The sequence below is a fragment of the uncultured Solobacterium sp. genome, assembly GCF_963550625.1.
In the GTDB taxonomy this organism is placed as follows: Bacteria; Bacillota_I; Bacilli_A; order Erysipelotrichales; family Erysipelotrichaceae; genus Bulleidia.
In genome coordinates, this window is the sequence record NZ_CAUVCV010000018.1 from 1 (window position 1) to 20,680 (window position 20,680).

A 20,680-nucleotide genomic window follows, 5' to 3' on the forward strand; every position below is an offset into this window, starting at 1 on the left:
CGAAGAGTGCTGTATTAATATACCAAGTATCTATTTCGATGTCAATGTTTTTTATTACTTTTTTGAGAAAAATTTTGAGAAAGTTTGTTGCTGCTAATTCCAGCCTTATTCTTTCTCTACATTTTGATGCGAGCTCATTTTCAAATAAAGTTGATAATACTTATCAATACACTCTTTATTGAATGGCTCTTTCTCTTGTTCCATTTCGGTAATTAACTTTTCTAATTGTGCTTCAACGATATCCATTACATCATCTGGATAGTTCATTTTCTTCGCATGTTCAAAATATTCATTTTCGTCAAGAACTTGATATGTACGATCTGGATAAAGTTTGACATCCAAATCATAATCAATATTCTTGATTGCTTCCCCATCATAAATTGTTGGAGATGCCAAATTACAATAATAGTAGATACCACTATGACGAATCATGGAGATGACGTTATACCATTTCTTTCTATAGAAGAAACAAACAGCTGGTTCACGTGTTAACCACTTACGATTATCCGCTTCAATCACCCATGCATGGTCTGTAACCGCAACGATTCTATCCTCATCTGCTTCAAGAACAAAACCTTTACACCATGTGCGATGTAAACTTCCATCATGTTTAAAACTTTGTATATGTACCGATGAACCTACTGTTGGATGCATGAAAATCTCCTGTCGTCTGTTATTCATTCTACAACTGATTTCATATTTCGCAAGCGAGTAATTCAATTATAACGCCCCTATTTATATAGGCATTTAATAGAAAAGACCTTCATAATGAAGGTCCAAACTCTTTTTATAAGTTGAAAATTTGTGATGCGATTGAGAAGTACACCATAATTGCCAGTGTATCAACAATTGTAGTAATGAGTGGGGCAGCCATAATTGCTGGGTCCATCTTGAACTTCTTTGCAATAATTGGTAATACACACCCAACAAACTTAGAAATCATAACAGTAACAACAATTGAAGCCGAAACAACAAATGCTAGATATACATCATGATTTAACAACACAATTCTAATCCCGTTTGCAATACCCAGCATGATACCTACAACAATAGAGATTCTAAATTCCTTGAATACAACTTTGAAGAAATCACTGAACTTAATTTCATCAATCGCTAAACCGCGGATAATCAAAGTCGAACTCTGGGATCCACAGTTTCCGCCTGTATCCATTAACATAGGAATAAAGGATACCAGTACTGGCATTACCTCAAAAGCATGTTCATAGTTAGAGATAATACTACCTGTTAATGTTGCCGAGAACATCAAGATTAATAGCCAAACAATTCTGCTACGTGCATGCTCCCATACAGAAGTTGTTAAGTATGGCTTATCATTTGCAACAATCGCAGCCATCTTCTGCATATCTTCTGTTGTCTCTTCTGTTAAGACATCAATCGCATCGTCGAAAGTCACGATACCAACAATACAGTCTTCAACATCCAATACTGGCAAGGCAATCAAGCCGTACTTTCTCATCTTCTTAGCAATGTCTTCTTTATCATCACTTGTATATGCATAGATGAATTCTGTCTTCATGATGTCCTTGATAAGTACATCTGAATCACTTAACATCAAACTCTTTGCACTGACAATACCAATTAGCTTACGGTTTTCTACTACATAGCAGGTATACACCGTCTCACTATCAATACCGACACGCTTGATTTTAGCTAACGCATCCGCAACTGACATTTCTTTTGTGAATTCAATGAATTCGACTGTCATGATACTTCCTGCAGTATCATCCTTATACTTTAATAAGTGATTGATATCTTGTCTAACCTCATCATCAACTTTATCTAAAAGTTGAGTAACCAGATTCGCTGGCATATCCGAAAGGAAATCAATCGCGTCATCCGAGTATAGTTCATTAATCATATTTACAATTTCAGTGTTGTTAAACGTCTTAATTAAACGATTACGCTCATCATTTTCTAAATAAGAAAATACGTTTGCCGCTTCCTCTTTCTCTAAAATTCTAAAGAAGATTGCTAGTGTACTATCATCTAATTCTTTCAAAAACTCCGCAATATCAACGACGTTCTGCTTCTTTAAATATTCGTGTAATTCTTTTAAATTGTTGTTTTGTATCCATTCTAAAACTAATTTCTTGTCCATAATAAAAATCCTCCCTCATGATTGGCTGATACAGCCATCATAAAAAAGGACCTTCATGGCTATATCATTTATTCTTTTTTACATCCGTGTGACACTCACCAGATATATCATCCATAGATATAGCCCTCCTCTTGTTTCATTATAAGTCCATGTTCATTTTAATCAACCCTGTGCTATGATTTTTTTATGAAAACATTACTAAATGAACAAATATGTGCTTTTCTAGAAGAAAGCGATAAGATTGCGGCTCTTTCCAATGTAAGTGCGTGCATTCAAATGACTTATGAAAATATTAACTGGGTTGGATTCTATTTTGTTAAAGATGGTCAATTGGTTCTTGGACCTTTCCAAGGAAAACCTGCCTGCACCCGAATTCCTTTTGATAAGGGAGTGTGTGGTAAATGTTATCGTGATAAAAGTGTGCAGTGCATTGATGATGTATTAGCCTTCCCTGGACACATCGCTTGTGATTGTGCTAGTCGTAGTGAACTTTGTGTTCCTATTATTGTTAATGGTGAGTGTGTTGGTGAAATTGATATTGACGCACCTACCACAAATCGTTTTACCGAAAAGGAAGAAAATGAAATGCTGCAGGCTGCTTATGACATTGCACAAGCATACCTACAGCATCATTGGATTTAACGATATAAATCGTATACCATGGTTTTATCAAAATAACGCATTGCTTCATCAATTGCACTTGCAGCTGAGAAAAGCGTAATCTTACAACCACCTAACATGGTTTCTCTAACCATGTTTTTCTTTCGCATTATCTGTCCAACTTTCAAGAAGATATCGCTATCTAACTGTAAGTCGAGATACTTTCTCCACACATCTCCTTCTGCTGTCTTTACCTTTGCACCCTGAATGCCAATTGGTCGGCAATCAGAACGGTACTCAGCTAAATGCATGCATGTTGCCGAATCAAAATCACAACCAATTAAAAGTACATAGCCTTTTAACTCATAGAGTCTTGCGGTTGGAGATTCATCAGCGAGTGGGAAGTGTGTTGATTGATGATTGCACAACAATCTTGCATATCTTCCCCATGCAGAGTAAGAGAATGTTGGATGCGAGGAAGTAATCACACCTTCGCGTAGTCTAAAGTTTTCAACAACTGATCCCATGTAATGTACATCACTTATCTTTGTATCGTGTGCTGGGATTGCTTCACGAATTTCTTTGTAGAGTGTCGGTACAACCGCCGGGTTCTCCCAATCACTTGGCTCACTGTTATCAACTGTTTGTGCTGGCATAAGAATCGTTCCACCATTTTCGCACAATTCCATTAAACCATCTACGATTGTTCGAGCACCACCAATTACATATCCGAAACTAGACATCTGTGTATGTACTTCCAAAATCTGATTGCCAGTAATGCCCAGACTTTTGAGCGCTTTAATAAAACTTTCCTTCGTTACTGGATCAGATACTGTCTGTTTCATCTCTGTCATAAGCTTACTTAAAGTATTCCTTCGCTACTTCTGTACCAACAACTGCGTTATTGAATACTAATTGAATATTAGATTCGAGGGACTTACCACCTGTGATTTCTGCAATCTTAGCAAGTAAGAATGGTGTGCATTCTTTTCCTTTGATTCCTAATTCATCCATTTCTTTAACAGCCGTATCAATAACTGCATTGATTGCATCTGCATCCATTGAATATTCTTCAGGGATTGGATTTGTTAATAATACACCACCATCTAAACAAAATTCTCTCTTAGCACGGATGATGTCTGCTGCTTCAGCATAACTTTCAACCTTATGATCAACCTTCAATCCTGATTTACGTGTATAGAATGCAGGAAGTTCATCTGTTTGGAAACCTAATACCGGAACACCCTTTGTTTCAAGAATTTCTAATGTCTTTGGCAAGTCTAAGATAGCCTTAGCGCCTGCACAAATAACTGTAACGTTTGTATTTCCTAATTCTTCTAAGTCAGCGGAGATATCAAATGTAGTTTCTGCACCACGGTGAACACCACCAATACCACCAGTCACAAAGAACTCAACGCCAGCCTTTGCTGCTAAAATCATTGTTGTCGCAACTGTGGAAGCACCCCAACTCTTATTTGCTAAGATAACTGGAATATCTCTACGAGAAACCTTAGGAATGCTTAAGCCACGCTTACCGAATTCTTCGATTTCTTCTGGTGTCATACCAACAACTGGTTCACCATCGATGATACCTACTGTTGCAGGTACACCACCATGTTCACGAATAATTGCTTCAACCTTTAACGCTGTTTCAACGTTCTGCGGATATGGCATTCCATGTGAAATAATTGTGGATTCCAACGCGATAACTGGCTTGTGTTCTGCTAGTGCCTTTGCTACTTCTTCATTTGTTCTTACTTTCATAATGTTTTCTCCTCTATCTTCATATCTGAAATTTTTGCATTTACTTCTTCTGTATTTAAATTGCGTCTTCTTACTGCATCTTGTTCAATGCTGATAACAGCCGCACTAATACCAAATCTCATTGATTCTACTGAATCTTTGCCTGCAAGACGACTTGCGACATATGCTCCTAATAAGGAATCTCCTCCACCAGTCGCATTCTCCATATTAATTTGACGATGTGTAAACCAAGTCTTATGTTCTGGTGTTCCTAGCAAGATACCTCGATCCGCCATTGAAATAATGACTTCTTTTACACCATGCTCGATGAACCAATCCAAACTCTCTCTTGCTGTTTCTTCATCTTTAATCCAAATTCCTGTTAACTCAGAAGCTTCAAACTGATTTGGCTTAAAGATATCTAGGTGACTTAAAACAGACTTTAATCGGGCTGCTTTATGTGCACTGACTGGGTCTGCCGCAATCCTAGCTTTCGCATGTGTCGCGATATATTCAATGCTTTCCATATCTAAGTTGGAATCTATGATAATGATATCATCTTCATGCAATGTTTCTAAGATTGGTTGTAACATTTCTGAATCCATACGACGTAAAATTCTCATATCACTCATACCAAGTTTCATATCACGGTTATTATCTAATAACGCAATGTACATCGAACTTGGCAAATCTTCTACGGTCGATGACATGGACACATCCATTCCCAGTCTCTTACAGTCTTCTTTCATTGCTTGACCATAACTATCCCCTGAGAAACAAGTCACAAACTTGATATTCTCACCAAGTAGTGCACAAATCTGCGCGATGTTTCTTCCTACTCCTCCATAGGCTATAGAAATCTCACCAGGATTAGAATCATAATTTTGTAATGGATCGATACTTGAGCCAACGATATCAATGTTCGCACCACCAATGACACAAATACTACCCATGATTACTCTCCTTTCGATTGAGATGTTCTGTCCCTTTTAGAGCTTCCTCTAGAATACGAACTTGTGCTGAAATCTGCTCATAAGTGTACTCTTCTCTCATTAACATCAAATAAGAATCCATTAATGCTCGCTTAAGGATAGCCGCATGGTTTGGTTCTAATTGGTTTAAATCCATACCGTTTGTAGACTCAATCATCATCTGTAGTTTGTACATCTGTTCCATGATTTTCGCTTCTTGTTTTGCTTCCTCAAAAATCATTTCTAAAGTCCACTCACGGTTTGTTTGTGTTGCACTCACCATGATGCCACCAAATGGCATATCTGCCCCTTCAAAGGATTCACTCATAATCATGATTTCTTCTTTTGATAATCCATCCATCAAAAGATAAGAACTATCATATTTCTCATGTACCTCTGAAGTAGATTCCTGCATATTTAAAACCTGCTTGAATCTTTTGCTGAGAACATCATCTCCGATAATCATCATTTCGATGCCCATCTGCTCTAATATATCTGCATAAATTTGTGCTGCAGATGCTGATATTCCATAAAATATTACTTTTTTCACTAACTACCTCCGTGTTATTTATGCAAATAATGCATTGCTCTTTTATTTTATAACAATTCCATTTAGAATATACTTATTGAAAGGGGGACCATGCACATGGCTATGCCTATTTATGAATCCGCTGAAGACTATTTAGAAGCTATACTAGTGATTCAACAGCGTAAAGGAATAGTACATTCCATTGACGTTGCTGAAGAAACTGGTTTCTCCAAAGCAAGCGTAAGTGTTGCAATGAAGAAGTTGCGCGAGAATGGATATATCTCCATGGAAAAGGACGGTTCTCTCAAATTACTCGCTCCTGGAAAGAAAATCGCTGAGCGTATTTGGGAAAGAAATCGTGTATTAACTCAGTTCTTCATCAGTATTGGTGTTGACGAAGAAACTGCCGCAAGAGATGCGCACAAGATCGAACACGACCTTAGTGATGAGACATTCGAGAAAATTAAAGAAAAATTTCCTGATCATTTTGAATAATCCGATTATTCGGATTTTTCTTTTTGTCCTATAAAAAGTCCCAGTATCTTACCGGGACAATTTTTGTATTTGATTGAACCGGTATCATATTTTCTTTTATCCGGCATCGTAGGTTTGAAACCATATTTTAAGCGCTTGCAATCAAAAATTCAATCCCAAATTTTGTGTTTTTTTATTTTTGTACGAAATAGGTAAATCCACCCTTCGCAACTAGTTTTGCCATATCGTTATAAATTTCTACTTCAATGAAATGAATATGCTTTCCTCGCTTGATATCTTTCGCAATTGCAACCAAGCTTTCAGTATCTGCTGTTGAGCGAAGATAATCATAGTTCGCAGAAACGGTTGGACCATATCCACCTGCTGAATAGAAGGTACAACCTGCAACGATATCTGCAAAGTTATAGCTGATACCACCATACACAAGACCAAGAGGATTGATATCTTTTTTCGTAACTAACATCTGTGCCATTGCATAACCATCGTTCATACAAATCATCGTCATGTGAAATTTCTCCGCTGCATCTAATAACAACGGGTATAGTTGGTTCTCTAATTCCTTTAAATTTCGATGATTTTCTTTTTGTAAATCAATTATCATTGCCGGTTCTATCATTAACTTATTTTCGACCTGCAGTGCAATCGCAACACGATAATCAAATAATGCAACTTCTGATGTATGAACTGGAATGATTTGTTTTGCCAAAGCAGTCATTTTCTCCTCAGAAATCTGCGTTTGTAAAATAGGCACAAGCGCATAATCATCTTTACCATCAACGATGATTTCTTGTTTACCACTGACAAGTATCTTTTTTTCATCCACAGAAATACGATATACATCATCACCAATTCTTTCAATCTGCATATCCTGATGATTAAACGTATCCCCTACCGCAAGTAAATCTCGATTGATTATTCTTGTATGATCAGTAGTGATATGTAATTGTACGAGTGATTTATTTGTTGCAGTTGTCTGCAAGATAATATCTGCTTTACGACTATAGTCTTTTCCCTTATCAGGATTGATATATAAAACCGTATTTTGATTTGATATAATGCGACAACTCAAGTCTCCTAAATATAAAAGTTCTGTCATGGTTTCTCCTCTATTCTTCCAAGTAATAGTTGTTGGATTCCTTTCGTCATTCGGAGTTCAACATCTTGAAAGTGATTACCAGGATTATATTCGTATGTTAGTGCAATATCTTGTTTTTGTAAGATTTGTATCACTGCATCAAAACAATCTTTGACTGTAGCCATAACTTTATTTTTTGCATTGGCTTCTTTATCACCTAAGCTCATATAGACTTCTCTTGTTTGAATTGGGTTTTGTTGCATATACTCTACAAAGTTTAAATACCAAACTGATGGAGAAACGGCCGCAATCTTCTTAAAAAGATTTGTTTGACTAGATGCCCATAAGCTAAATAAACCTGCCAAAGAATATCCACAAAGATATAGTTGGTTTGTTTCTATTTGGTTATCTTTTTCAAACCACATCCAAAAACTTTCTAACTCTGATAATAACAGTGATGCATTTCCTGCAAAATCATGTTTTCCAAAAATTGCAGGAGCCACCCATGGGGACAACTCCCCTTGCCAATCATGAATGAATACCGCAATCATACACAATTGAAATTCATTAGAAATCTTTTGATATATCTGCTCATAATCCTCAGGATTTGATTCATCAACCAAATACATTAAAAATGTACTAGCTTTCAAATCACCTAGTATCGCATAGTTTCTGTTTTGATAACGGATTGTTTTCATATCTCTATTTTACAGAGTTTTTGGATATTAAAAAAGTGTTACAATCTCCTCTTGTTCAGAAAGAATGTAACACTCTATCAAGTCTATTCTCTACATAAGTAAATCTGGTATAAAGCCAGCAACATTGGTATTACGAGTATACAATACGCAATAAAGAAATAGAAATACCAAATACGCACTATGAAATATAGTGCGACCAGTATAATAATCGGAACAATCGTAGCCATAAATTTGAAGAATCCATCTCTACGTGATAGTTCCATGCATTCATGTTCAGAAATACCATCATACTTAATCATATTATAGGTTTGAATTCCAGTGATGCAGGGGATAATGTTGATGATGACAATGCCAATTCCTACACCAATTAATACAACACAAACTAAATTAAACATTGGTGTACTAGATATATTCGTAAATGGTGACATATTTAACTTCCCATTTGAATCCATTCCTATCGTATCGAAGGATGGCACTTGATTCATTTGAATAAAGATATAAGCAGAAATACTACCCATCACAGCACCAATACCTAACATAATAAATGAAAATACTGTTGTAAGGACTGTAACGATTCGTACTTTTCTAATCTTATCCATCATAACCTCCTATCATGCATGTGTAAATTTAAAAGATGAAACTTCATCTTGAAATTCCATCTTTATTTTATCACTTATTGTTGTGCTTTTTTCAAGTTCGCAACTGAAGTTGGACATGTTTCAGGTGTACAAGCACCATTAGGTCCTAAATCAGCAGAACGATCGATAAATCCTTCTGTATGTAACATATGATGAGCCTTTTCACTGAGTGGAGCATCATAGAACTCGTTATATAATACTTGGATTTCAGGGTTATCCTGTGGAGCCTTGATTGGCTTGAGGTTATCTCTTTCATACAAGGACGCAATACGTGATTCCTTAGCAGCCTTCACTTGAGGAAGCTTATGACGTGGCATTCCTCCTCCACCGATACATCCACCAGGACATGCCATTACTTCGATAAAGTCGTAATGTGTTCCTGTTTCCTTCATATGTTCATAGAACTTACGGAAGTTACCTGTACCGTGAATTGCGGCAACGTGTAATACCTTATCACCGATTTGAACATCTGCTTCACGGCTATTTTCAAAACCACGAATTGCATCAAAACGAATTAAGTTAGCAGGTACATTATCCTTAGTCACAAACTTATACGCAGAACGCATCGCGGATTCCATTACACCACCAGTATTGGCGAAGATAATTCCACCACCGGAAGCTTCACCCATAAATGGATCAAACTTACCATCTTCAAGATTGGCAAAATCTAATTCTGCTTCGCGAATCCAACGTGCAAGTTCACGTACTGTAATACAGTAGTCTGAATCGCGCATAGCTTCTTCATTCCAATAGTCAGCAGATGAATTCATTTCTGGGCGACGAATTTCCGCTTTCTTAGCTGTACATGGTGTTACACATACAGAAACAATCTTCTTTGGATCAATGTTGTTCTTCTTTGCAAAGTAAGTCTTCTCCGTTGCGGCTTGCATAGCGATTGGACTCTTCGCAGTTGAAAGATGTGGAATTAATTCTGGGTAGAATGTTTCCGCAAACTTAACCCAAGCTGGGCAGCAGCTTGTATATTGAGGTAATTCTCCATTACCATTGATTACTCTTTCAATTAACTCAGAAGCTTCTTCCATAATTGTCATATCAGCTCCAAAGTTTGTATCAAGTACGTAGTCTCCACCAAGCTTACGTAAAGCTGTGATCATCTTACCTTGTACGAAAGTTCCGGCAGGCATACCGAATTCTTCACCAAGGCCAACACGTACTGCAGGTGCTGTCTGGAATACAACAATCTTTTCAGGATCTTCAATTGCAGCTCTGACACCATCTAATTCTGAACGTTCATTTAAACTATCAAATGGGCATGATACTACACACTGACCACAGTTTGTACAGATTGGGACATCTCCGTTTGTAGTCAAGTCATAGTAGTCGAATACACCGGCATCGATGGAACAAGCACGTCTGCACAATGTACAATTCTTACATTTTGATAAATCTTGGACAATAGAAATATTGTCGTCAGCAATAGGCACTCTCTTATCTAAAAACTGATACTTACTCATGGTTCTTTTCTCCTCTATCCACTAATTTGAATTTACCATTATTTAGCGAAAAAAACAATTCTAAGCACAGTAATTCATCCCATGCTATACAGCTTTTGTAGTTTAACATTTTAATAAATTCAGTCTATAATGAACTTAAAATTAGGAGTTCATTATGAAGACAATTTACTACTATTATGTTCGTCATGGAGAGACCATATTTAATTTGGAAAATCGCATGCAAGGTATAACAGACTCTCCATTAACTTCCAAAGGAATAGAACAGATTTTGCAAACAACGGAAGCGTTAAGAAACCAGTTTTTTAATTCTGCATATACATCCCCTTTACCAAGAACAATTCAAACCGCAAAACTAATCCTAGAGCCTCATCACATGCATGCAAAAATCTTTGACTCATTACGTGAATTTAGTTATGGATCATGGGATGGAAATATTAAAAATGAAAGTGACCCAGAATATCAATATCGTTTTTCAAATGATCTTTTTGATGATTTAGGTGGTGAGAATCCAACAATGATTCAGCAGCGTATTCAAAATGCTTTTAGTGAGTTACGCAAACTGAGTCACGATCAAGATAAAGTTCTTCTTGTTTCTCATGGAGCATACTTTAGACATTTATTATTTAGTCTTATGAAAGAGAATATTCCAGATGAGCTTCTTCATCGTGAATGCTTAATTGGAAATGGTGGAATTGCTGTTTTTAAGGATGAAGATGGAAACTTCTCACTAGTCGAGGGTCCACTAAACCAAGCGGAGTATATGAATCGACATGCTAACGATTAATTCAAAAATACTTGCATGCATTCTATCACTATCTCTATTGTCCGGTTGTACGCATTTTACAAAACATGACGCAAATCCGATTCCACCAGCAAATAGACTCATTGTCTTTACAAGTCATAAGCCCGAAGTATACGCACCAATTATCAAGGAATTTGAATTACGAACAGGTATCAGTGTTGAAGTACAAGCTGGTGGCACTACAGAAATGCTCGAAAAAATAAAAAATGGAGAAGATGCAGATGTCATGTTTGGTGGCGACGTTCAAAACTATACATACTATCAGGACTATATTGAACCTTATGTGGCTAGTGAAAGCTCCTCTCTTGATTTTCGATATTTAGAACAACATGATAACTACACCCTCTTCTCCCAGCTACCGCTTGTCTTTATCTACAATAATAAGTTAGTTAATAGCCAACGAGCTCCACAAAAATGGTCTAATTTTTGTGATGGATCTTGGAAAGGGAAAATATCATTTGCTGATCCACACACTTCAGGTACGAGCATCTCTATCTTAAATGCGTTCATGACATTGAATGACCCTACATACATTGATAAATTTTATCAACAGTTAGATGGTCATATTGCCAGCGGTAGTGGAGAAGTCATCCGTGAAGTAAGTACAGGAACACGATTGATTGGAATTACCTTAGAAGAAACCGCAAAAAAGGCAATGTTAACAGATTCAAACATTACAATGGTTTATCCTGATTACCTCTTCGTTATATCCGATGGTAGTTTTCTTGTAAAAAATGCAAAGAATAAAGATAACGCACAGAAATTTATTGATTTTACAATCAGTAAAGATGCACAACAATTCCTATCATCCACAATGTACCGACGTAGCGTAAGACAAGATATTAATCAACTCACGGCACTAACTGATCTCGCAGATTACCAAAATCTTGTACCATGGTCAAAATTTAGGCAGGAGGAAATACTACAATTATGGGACATTTCTACAAAAATAAACAAATAGAGAAAAGTCAGTCTGTTCGTATTCGCCTACTCAATCACTTCATTGCGATTTCGGTTGTACCAATTGTACTATGTGGCTTTTGTTTAATTTTCTTGTTTCAAGCTATGACATTTAATACATATGAAACTACTGTAAAAAAAGAGACAAAAGAAATTAGTACAAGCTTTCAATCATTTTTAGATGGAATTGATAAAACTCTTTCTACATTATCATCACACCAAGAATTTCTAAGTTCATCAGATAGTGAATCCATATATAATACGCTTTATCAGTTAACCAACCCTTATCGAAATTACGCAACATTCTCAATTTACGATCAGAACGGTAATTGTATGTATGCAACATGCGAGCTTGCAAGTCGACCTACTTACTGGGGAATCTTACATGCATTAGACAATCCATCTAAAGACATCATTAAGCAAGTTGATAGCGAAGACAATCAAATCGTTTTAAATATCGCAACAAAAATAAAACATAATAATAGAACAATTGGTTATATTGTCGCTTCTATCGACAATCAAGATTTCACATATCTATTTAGTAATCAACTATCGAATGATGAAGGGTTTGGAATTATCAGTGAAGAGAATGAACCTGTTTATATAAATTCTATCTTATCGACTTCTGGTGTTTTTGATAAATTACATTATGCATGGATATCAGGTTCAAAGTATGATGATTACTTTAATGATTATTACATCACAATTCAAAATATAGGTAGTACAGGTTTTAAACAAATTATTATTCACCCTAAAGTACTTAGTACATCTACGATGAATCGGATGTATCTGATGGTTGGCTTACTCGCTGCTCTTAGTTTTATCGTATGTATTGTTGTTGCGCAAAAAACTACGACCTCTTTTACACAGCCAATCAACCAGATGAATCAAGCAATGAAGCAAGTACAAGAAGGAAAGCTAGATACATCAATTCCTGTAGTACGCAATGATGAATTCGGAGTATTATCTCAAAATTTCAATATTATGACAGAAGAGCTTTCTAACTTCTTAGAACAAAAGATAGAAACACAAAGACAATTAGCCGATATCCAAATCGCGATGATGCAAGCACAGCTTAACCCGCACTTTCTATATAACACATTAGATACAATCAAGTGGATGGCAAAAGGTGCTAAAGTTGAACCAATTTCTCAGCTTTCACAAAAACTTGCACGCATATTAAGAACTTCTATCGTGAAAGAACAGTTCATAACAATCGAAGAAGAGTTTCAGATTTGTTCCGATTATGGAGAAATTCAAAATATTCGCTTCCAAGGAAAATATCAATTCCTATTCGATTGTCCAAAGGAGCTATTATCCTATAAGATTCCTAAGCTGATTATTCAACCCTTAGTAGAGAATGCAATTATTCATGGTTTACGTATGAAAGAGACTGGCGTCATCCAAGTATATGCATGCAAACAAAATGACGCAATCATCTTATCTGTAAAAGATAATGGCATCGGTATTAATGACGAAATGATGCATCTAATTAACACGCATCAATGGAATCAAATTGATGGTCATATCGGTATGTATAATGTTGATTCTATATTACGTTTACACTTTGGTGTAAATTCAGGTCTTCACGCACAGCGTCTAGAAGAAGGCGGAACTTTAATACAGATAACACTGCCATATAAGGAGGAGCCATGTACAAAGTAATGATTGTTGATGATGAACTATTTGCTAGAGAAGGAATGGTTCATGATATCAATTGGAATTCACTTGATTTTACAGTTTGCGCAGTTGCCAAAGATGGTCTTCAAGCACTCGAAAAATATCAAGAAACATTACCTGACTTAATCATCTCAGACATTAACATGCCACTTTGTAATGGTATAGAAATGTTACAGCGATTACGTAATCAAGGCAGCGATGTTCAAATCATTTTTCTAACAGCGTATAGTGAGTTTGACTATGCTCGTGATGCATTACGATTATACGCTGCTGACTACATCTTAAAACCATTCGAAGATGGAACCATCGAAACAAGCGTACAAAAGATTATCCCTAAACTTACTAAGACAAAAACTCCACAAGCAATCAACGACACAAATCGTTATGTAAAAAAAGCAATTGAATACATCGAACAAAATTATGCTAACCCTAATTTATCCATCTATGATATAGCAACTTATTTAGAAATCAGCGAAGGACATATCTCACGATTATTCCATAAGGAAACAAACTATACCCTTGCTGGATATATTACAAGTATACGATTAGAGAATGCTAAGAAACTACTTTGTAAGAATAACTATAGAATCAGCGAAGCTGCTGAACAAACTGGTTATACATCTGTCGCTTACTTCTCTTCCCTTTTTAAAAAGCGTTATGGACTAACACCTAGCGAATATCAAAATCAAAATCTCTAATATCAGAAATTTAAAAAAAATATCATTTTTCTAGAATTTAAAGCGCTTACATTCTCTCTTATAATATGAATAGATTTATTCATCAGGAGGGAAAATAATGAGTAAGCGTTTTTTATCATCAGTACTTTCTGTAGTACTGGCCGCATCATTGGTTGGATGCGGAGGAAAAGGAACTAACACCTCTTCCACAAACGATACAGCCAATCAGTCTGAAATAGACAAAATTATCGCAGAAGCACAGACAATGTCACTCGAAGAGCTTGGAAAGAAAGCAATCGAAGAATCAAACGGCAAGACATTCTTTGGCTTAGGTAACTCTAGCCGCGGTAAGTCCGCACTGCCATTATTCATCGAATACTTACAGACAATCGATCCTAGTTACAAATTAGATTTCGAATGGCAACAGCCAAAGAACAATAAGATTTTCGAGCAGTTACAAGCTGACTCTTTAAAGGATCAAGGAACATTCGCAATGACTTTGATTCAGGATGGTAACCAGATTGAATCAAAGATGAATCAAACCGGTATCCTAAAAACATTCATTCCAAAGGAATGGGCAGATGCAAATGGCATAAAAGCTAGTGACTACAAAGGCTTCCTACCATTACAAACACTAAATAAAGTATTTATGTACAATTCAACAGGCTCCAAGAAATTCACAAACTGCTGGGATTTCGTACGTAAGGATACACATCCATTATTCATGGATATCGACTCAGAAATCGTCGGCAAGAATTTCTTGTATATGTTGACAGAAGATAAGTATGCAAGTGAATTAAAGGATGCCTTCGATAAGCTACCAGCTGATGCAAAAGCGGAATTCCAACCAACAATTGATGAAGTTGCGAAAGATGCTGAAAGCTTTAACTTAGGTGAAAATGGTAAATATGCTTTAGCTTGGATCAAGCTTTGGGTAAATGGATATAATGCACAAACAGATGACGGGCCAATTTGTACGACTTTAACTTCCGCATCTGCAACTGATCAATGTGGATTATTGGTTTACTCTAAGTTACGTTCAATTGAAGAATCTTCAGAAACATCTGTAAATAACATTAAGGTTGCTGCATATGAAGATGGATATCAAGGAATTGGTGGATTTGGATATTGCCATTACCTATTCTTAACAAAGAATAGCCCACTTCCATGGACAGCTGCTGCATTTATCGCATACATGACATGTACAGAAAAAGGCTTCAGTGCTTGGGGCAAAGATATGGGTGGTTACTCCTCAAATCCAGATGTTATGACAGCAACAGAAAAGACATTCAATCATGCTCAAGGTGGATATGTTGATGGTGTAGATACGTTCCCATCTAAGGATGACCGTGGATATGATTGGTGGACAACAAAAGGCCATCTCGTATTAGAAGATCCTGAATACTGTGCTTCAGTAGCATTCACTGTTGGTTCTTGGATTGAAACACTAGACAAATTTAACGGTAATACTTCTAAATAAACACACAGTTATCATGAGGCACCCTACGTGGTAGTTGGGTGCCTTCCATTTTTTTGAAAGGAGACACACCTTGGATACAACAATTTCGAAAAAACGCAACGCGATTTTCTTTAATAAGATTAAAACCTATTTCACGCAACCATTTAATGTGATTCTACTCATCTTTGGTATCTTATGTACGATTGCAACAATCTCACCAATTGTAGCAATCATCCGTGATACATTTGAGATTCACCCAGGTACAATTGATCAGCATTTAACTGGGCAAACATCAGGATTAACTCTCATCAATTACATTGATTTATTCACAAGTAATTTGGCGAAGACAAATCTTTGGACACCGATGGGTAATACTTTAGCACTTGCCATCCTTACATGCATAATTTCAATCCTATTCGGTGGTGTATTTGCTTTCCTGGTGACAAGAACAAATATGAAGTGCAGAAAGTACCTCAGTTCTATATTTATCTTCCCATATATTATGCCGCAATGGACATTAGCGGTTGTATGGCAACATTTATTTAATTCAAATGCGATTACTGGTACATCTAACGGATTGCTTGCCTCACTATTTGGCATCAACATGCCACTATGGTGGTGTGTAGGATTATTCCCTTGTGCCATGGTATTAGGATTACACTATGCACCATTCGCATATATTTTGATTGGTGGTATCTTCAAGAACATGGATGCAAACCTAGAAGAAGCCGCAACAATCCTAAATACACCTCGGCATAAAATTTTAACGCGTATCACAATTCCAATGATTAAGCCTGCTATCCTTTCGACAATCCTACTCGTATTTGGTAGCGCAATGGGATCCTATCCAGTTCCACATTATTTAAATTTAACTACCCTTTCTACCAAGTATATTTCATTGAATAGTAAATATACTGGTGAAGCGTCTATTCTGGCAGTTCTAATGATGATCTTTGGTATGGCAATTCTCGCACTCAACCAAGCATCACTAAAGAGTAGAAAGAACTATACAACTGTGACTGGTAAATCTGGACAAATATCTAAGATCAACCTAGGTAAGATCGGTAAACATTTAGTTGCATTTATCTTTATTATCATTACGTTCTTTACAAGTATCTTCCCAATTATCTCATTTGCTTTTGAAACATTCCTACCAAATCCTGGTGATTACTCCTTCCTATATACAGGTAACTTCGCCAATCTAACAACAAAATGGTGGATTACAAATGAAAACATCACTGAAAATGGTATGTATGGACAACGTGGTATTTTATTCAACAGCACAATTTGGGATGCATATAAAGGAACTATCCTTGTCTCAATCGCCTGTGCACTCATTGCAGGTATCATCGGTACTTTAATTGGTTATGCCGTTTCAAAGAAACGCCGCTCGAAATGGGCTAATTACGTAAATAGTATGGCATTCCTTCCATACTTAATGCCGAGTATCGCAGTTAGCGCAGCCTTCTTCATTCTATTCTCAAATAAACATATCAATTTATTTAATACGTATACGTTACTTGTTATTGTCGGTGTGATTAAATACATTCCATTTGCAAGTCGTAACGCATTAAACTCTATGTTGCAATTATCTGGAGAAATCGAAGAAGCCGCAATCATCCAAGATATTCCTTGGATCAAACGAATGACACGCATTATCATCCCAATTCAAAAATCTTCGATCATCAGTGGATTCATGTTACCATTCATGACTTGCTTACGTGAGTTATCACTATTCTTATTACTATGTACGCAAGGATTTATCTTATCAACTACATTAGATTACTTTGATGAAATGGGACTATATGCTTTCTCAAGTGCAATCAACCTGATCTTAATTGTAACAATCATGCTTTCAAACTTGATTGTAAATAAATTAACTGGTGCAAGCCTTGATGAAGGAATTGGTAATTAGGAGGAAAAAATATGCCTGAAATCAAACTAACAAATATCACAAAACGTTGGGGTAAATTCTATGCTGTAGATAACCTCAACTTACATATCGAAAACAATTCATTTATTACAATCTTAGGACCATCCGGTTGTGGTAAAACAACAACACTACGTATGATTGCCGGTTTAGAAACACCTACAAGCGGACAAATTAAAATTGGTGACCAAATTGTATATGACTCCGATCAAGGAATCAATATTCCACCAAACAAGCGTAAAGTTGGTTTCTTATTCCAAAACTATGCGCTATGGCCAAATATGACGGTTTATGACAACATCTCCTTTGGATTAAAAAATATCAAAGAAGAGCTTCCAGTAATGGATATTGAATTAAAAACAACTAGTGATGTAATTCGTTCATTACAAAATACAAATAAACTCACACAAATCTTTGAAGAATGTAAAGAGAAGACAGGCAAAATTGACAAGAAACGTCTTCTTCTAAAACTGATCAATACCTATACAATTTCCAAATATACAGCTGAAAAGATTTTCAAGTTCAACTTACATTCATCAAACGCCATCGAGCAAGATACTAAAAAGTATATTCAGCAATTTGAAGAGAAAAAGAATAAATTAATTGCAACACATCAAGCTAAGAATGAAACTGTAAATGAGAAATTTGAAGTTCTAGAAAATGGTAAAGTGAAAACAACTATTCGTCGATTAAGCAATGAAGAAATCGATTTATCTGTAAATCGTGTAGCAAGAATCGTAAAGATTGGTATGTTTATGGATCGCTATCCTGCTGAACTTTCTGGTGGACAACAACAGCGTGTTGCGATTGCTCGTACTCTTGCACCTGAACCACAAGTTCTATTTATGGATGAACCATTATCTAACCTTGATGCAAAGTTACGTTTAGAAATGCGTTATGAACTACAGAGATTACATGTAGAAACAGGCTCAACATTTGTATACGTTACACACGACCAAATGGAAGCAATGACACTTTCAACAAAGATCTGCTTAATGAATAATGGTTTACTACAGCAGTATGATTATCCATTATCACTCTACAACAAGCCAAACAACCTATTCTGTGCTGACTTCGTTGGTAATCCATCTATCAACTTCTTGGAGGCAAAAGGCAAACAGAACCAAGATGGAACATTTTCATTCACAGTATTAGACAATAAGAAAGCAGTCTTTACACCAGAACACAATTTCAACTTGCAGGAATGGTTTGAACACCGTGATGCAGAAAAACATTCTAATGATCTTGATGAAAAATCTAGCACTAAGGTTGAAAAAGAGAATAAAGATGAAGTATTCAAATATCATATCCAAAAAGTTAATGAGGACTATATCAGCGATGATGATGTAATCATTACAAATGAGGACTTCATCTTAGGTATACGTCCTGAAAAGATTACAGTCGATGTAAATGGTAAGTTAGATGCAGCAGTTGATGGCTCTATGCCTACTGGTATGGAGTCAACTTTAAAGCTTAACATCAATAACTATCTTCTTACATCTGTCATCTTTGGTAATCAATCATTTGTCATTGGTGACCAGGTTCATATCACAGTTCTACCATATGACATTCTTCTATATGATAGAAAATCAGGAAAACTCATTGCTTCTGGTTCAGTAACAATTCAATAAACGTAATCGAAGGTCAGAAAATGGCCTTCTTTTCTTTTAAAAAAGTACTGAACTTCTTACATTCAGTACTTAAAACTTATCTTCTGTTTTTCAACATCAACTCTTGCCATAACACCAAATGGAACAATGGCACGTGGTGTTGCATGTCCTACATTCAGGTTCCAGACAATTGGTAAGTTCGGATTATTTACAACATCGATCAAAATTTCCTGATATTCCTTAGTATACATTTCATCCATTGGCTTTCCAACAAGAATACCATTGATGACGTCAAAGATACCTGTATTCTTTAATGCCTCTATCATGTGTCGATACTTTTCAGGAGTTGGTTGTTCTTCGCTAGATTCCAATAATAATATCTTTCCCTTCCAATCATTTAAATCAGGAAAGAGATCATATTTTCTACATAGTTCAACAGAATCACTATGTCTTGTTGTATCAAAAATATCATATAAACTATCGATACATCCACCTAATATCTTTCCCTGGAATACTCCACTACCTTGTAATAATTCAAATCCTTGATTTGCATGCATGATGCGTTTTGTGCCGACAGCTTCTGTACTATAATCACTACGTTCTTGGTACCATACATCACTTGGTGTTATTTCCTGGATTGTCCCAGTTTCTAATAATTCCAAGAAATACTTCTCAGTGTATGACAACATCTCCTCATCCAATTCACATACATCCGGAAGAAATGCTTGTCCATAAAATGTATTGAGACCTACTTTATGTAGCATTAAGTGATTAAAGGTTGTATCAGAAAATCCAAGAAATATCTTTTCTTTTACAGCATTTTTTAACTCATCATGCTCAAAAAGATACGGTAGTAAACGATATGTATCATCACCACCAATTGCACAAAGTATTATATCAATTGAATCATCTTGAAATGCATTTAACAAATCACTTGTTCTATCCTCTGGGTGTTCAGAGATATATTTCAATCCTTTGCATGCATGTTCCATAAATTCCACTTGAACACCTAGTTTCTCTAGACGTTGTAACCCTAGTTTTACTTCATGCTGTACAAAATCTTCCCCTAGAATTCCACTAGATAAACTGACAATTCCTATTTTTTTAACCTTTACCATTCATATCACCTCACAGCAGTTTAATGCATTATAGTACATAAGAAAAAGGCACTTTAAAATCTCATGGGGTTGGGGATAGGCTATAAACTTTTGTGGGCACG

The 20,680-nt window shown here is 36.1% G+C and carries 20 protein-coding genes; 9 read left to right on the plus strand and 11 right to left on the minus strand.

What is annotated here, in order from left to right; genetic code table 11:
• Positions 1-105: 105 nt before the first annotated feature.
• Both RYK16_RS07480 and mgtE read right to left on the minus strand, forming a co-directional pair.
• Positions 106-654, minus strand: coding sequence for a DUF402 domain-containing protein (locus RYK16_RS07480; protein WP_314851628.1), 549 nt, complete (start codon positions 652-654; stop codon positions 106-108).
• A gap of 133 nt (positions 655-787) precedes the next feature.
• Positions 788-2,119 (minus strand): magnesium transporter, encoded by a 1,332-nt coding sequence (gene mgtE / locus RYK16_RS07485; RefSeq protein WP_314851629.1) that lies wholly within the window; start codon positions 2,117-2,119, stop codon positions 788-790.
• A 186-nt stretch (positions 2,120-2,305) separates the two neighbouring features.
• Here mgtE and RYK16_RS07490 point away from each other — a divergent pair, with 186 nt between their 5' ends.
• A complete protein-coding gene (locus RYK16_RS07490; RefSeq protein WP_314851631.1) occupies positions 2,306-2,761 on the plus strand; it encodes a GAF domain-containing protein in 456 nt (151 codons plus the stop codon).
• Here RYK16_RS07490 and RYK16_RS07495 read toward each other — a convergent pair.
• From RYK16_RS07495 to RYK16_RS07510, 4 genes are read right to left on the minus strand one after another with little or no spacing between them, the layout of a single operon-like run.
• A complete protein-coding gene (locus RYK16_RS07495; RefSeq protein WP_314851632.1) occupies positions 2,758-3,573 on the minus strand; it encodes an AAC(3) family N-acetyltransferase in 816 nt (271 codons plus the stop codon). The genes RYK16_RS07490 and RYK16_RS07495 overlap by 4 nt on opposite strands.
• Positions 3,574-3,577: 4 nt before the next feature.
• Positions 3,578-4,483: a pseudouridine-5'-phosphate glycosidase gene (locus RYK16_RS07500; RefSeq protein WP_314112803.1), complete on the minus strand. Its 906-nt coding sequence runs from the start codon at positions 4,481-4,483 to the stop codon at positions 3,578-3,580.
• Positions 4,480-5,415 (minus strand): carbohydrate kinase family protein, encoded by a 936-nt coding sequence (locus tag RYK16_RS07505; protein WP_314851633.1) that lies wholly within the window; start codon positions 5,413-5,415, stop codon positions 4,480-4,482. Before RYK16_RS07505 ends, RYK16_RS07500 begins: the two co-directional genes overlap by 4 nt.
• Positions 5,408-5,983: a DUF3783 domain-containing protein gene (locus tag RYK16_RS07510; RefSeq protein ID WP_314851634.1), complete on the minus strand. Its 576-nt coding sequence runs from the start codon at positions 5,981-5,983 to the stop codon at positions 5,408-5,410. The genes RYK16_RS07505 and RYK16_RS07510 overlap by 8 nt, the downstream gene beginning before the upstream one ends.
• A gap of 96 nt (positions 5,984-6,079) precedes the next feature.
• Here RYK16_RS07510 and RYK16_RS07515 point away from each other — a divergent pair, with 96 nt between their 5' ends.
• The gene (locus RYK16_RS07515) at positions 6,080-6,457 is read left to right on the plus strand and encodes a metal-dependent transcriptional regulator (RefSeq protein WP_314851635.1); all 378 of its coding nucleotides are present in this window, start codon (positions 6,080-6,082) and stop codon (positions 6,455-6,457) included.
• A gap of 172 nt (positions 6,458-6,629) precedes the next feature.
• On the opposite strand, the gene RYK16_RS07520 is transcribed toward RYK16_RS07515, so the two are convergent.
• From RYK16_RS07520 to RYK16_RS07535, 4 genes are all read right to left on the minus strand, one after another.
• Entirely contained in the window at positions 6,630-7,553 is a 924-nt protein-coding gene (locus RYK16_RS07520; RefSeq protein ID WP_314851636.1) for a PaaI family thioesterase, read from the minus strand.
• On the minus strand, positions 7,550-8,230 hold the full coding sequence (locus tag RYK16_RS07525) for a hypothetical protein (RefSeq protein WP_314851637.1): 681 nt from the start codon (positions 8,228-8,230) through the stop codon (positions 7,550-7,552). The genes RYK16_RS07520 and RYK16_RS07525 overlap by 4 nt, the downstream gene beginning before the upstream one ends.
• 83 nt (positions 8,231-8,313) lie before the next feature.
• Complete coding sequence (locus RYK16_RS07530) at positions 8,314-8,829, minus strand: hypothetical protein (RefSeq protein ID WP_314851639.1); 516 nt, start codon at positions 8,827-8,829, stop codon at positions 8,314-8,316.
• A 74-nt stretch (positions 8,830-8,903) separates the two neighbouring features.
• Positions 8,904-10,343, minus strand: a complete 1,440-nt coding sequence (locus RYK16_RS07535) for a [FeFe] hydrogenase, group A (RefSeq protein WP_314851640.1) — start codon at positions 10,341-10,343, stop codon at positions 8,904-8,906.
• A 154-nt stretch (positions 10,344-10,497) separates the two neighbouring features.
• Here RYK16_RS07535 and RYK16_RS07540 point away from each other — a divergent pair, with 154 nt between their 5' ends.
• The 7 genes from RYK16_RS07540 (at position 10,498) to RYK16_RS07570 (ending at position 19,482) form a co-directional block, all read left to right on the plus strand.
• Positions 10,498-11,127, plus strand: a complete 630-nt coding sequence (locus RYK16_RS07540; protein ID WP_314851641.1) for a histidine phosphatase family protein — start codon at positions 10,498-10,500, stop codon at positions 11,125-11,127.
• Positions 11,114-12,106: an ABC transporter substrate-binding protein gene (locus tag RYK16_RS07545; RefSeq protein ID WP_314851642.1), complete on the plus strand. Its 993-nt coding sequence runs from the start codon at positions 11,114-11,116 to the stop codon at positions 12,104-12,106. The genes RYK16_RS07540 and RYK16_RS07545 overlap by 14 nt, the downstream gene beginning before the upstream one ends.
• A complete protein-coding gene (locus RYK16_RS07550) occupies positions 12,076-13,770 on the plus strand; it encodes a sensor histidine kinase (protein WP_314851643.1) in 1,695 nt (564 codons plus the stop codon). Before RYK16_RS07545 ends, RYK16_RS07550 begins: the two co-directional genes overlap by 31 nt.
• Complete coding sequence (locus RYK16_RS07555) at positions 13,758-14,483, plus strand: response regulator (RefSeq protein WP_314851644.1); 726 nt, start codon at positions 13,758-13,760, stop codon at positions 14,481-14,483. The genes RYK16_RS07550 and RYK16_RS07555 overlap by 13 nt, the downstream gene beginning before the upstream one ends.
• Before the next feature lie 97 nt (positions 14,484-14,580).
• Entirely contained in the window at positions 14,581-15,942 is a 1,362-nt protein-coding gene (locus RYK16_RS07560) for a hypothetical protein (RefSeq protein ID WP_314851645.1), read from the plus strand.
• A gap of 70 nt (positions 15,943-16,012) precedes the next feature.
• Positions 16,013-17,836, plus strand: a complete 1,824-nt coding sequence (locus tag RYK16_RS07565) for an iron ABC transporter permease (RefSeq protein WP_314851646.1) — start codon at positions 16,013-16,015, stop codon at positions 17,834-17,836.
• 11 nt (positions 17,837-17,847) lie between these two features.
• On the plus strand, positions 17,848-19,482 hold the full coding sequence (locus tag RYK16_RS07570) for an ABC transporter ATP-binding protein (protein ID WP_314851647.1): 1,635 nt from the start codon (positions 17,848-17,850) through the stop codon (positions 19,480-19,482).
• 62 nt (positions 19,483-19,544) lie between these two features.
• Here the strand turns inward: RYK16_RS07570 and RYK16_RS07575 are convergent, their stop codons facing one another.
• Complete coding sequence (locus RYK16_RS07575; protein WP_314851648.1) at positions 19,545-20,579, minus strand: LD-carboxypeptidase; 1,035 nt, start codon at positions 20,577-20,579, stop codon at positions 19,545-19,547.
• Positions 20,580-20,680 lie beyond the last annotated feature (101 nt).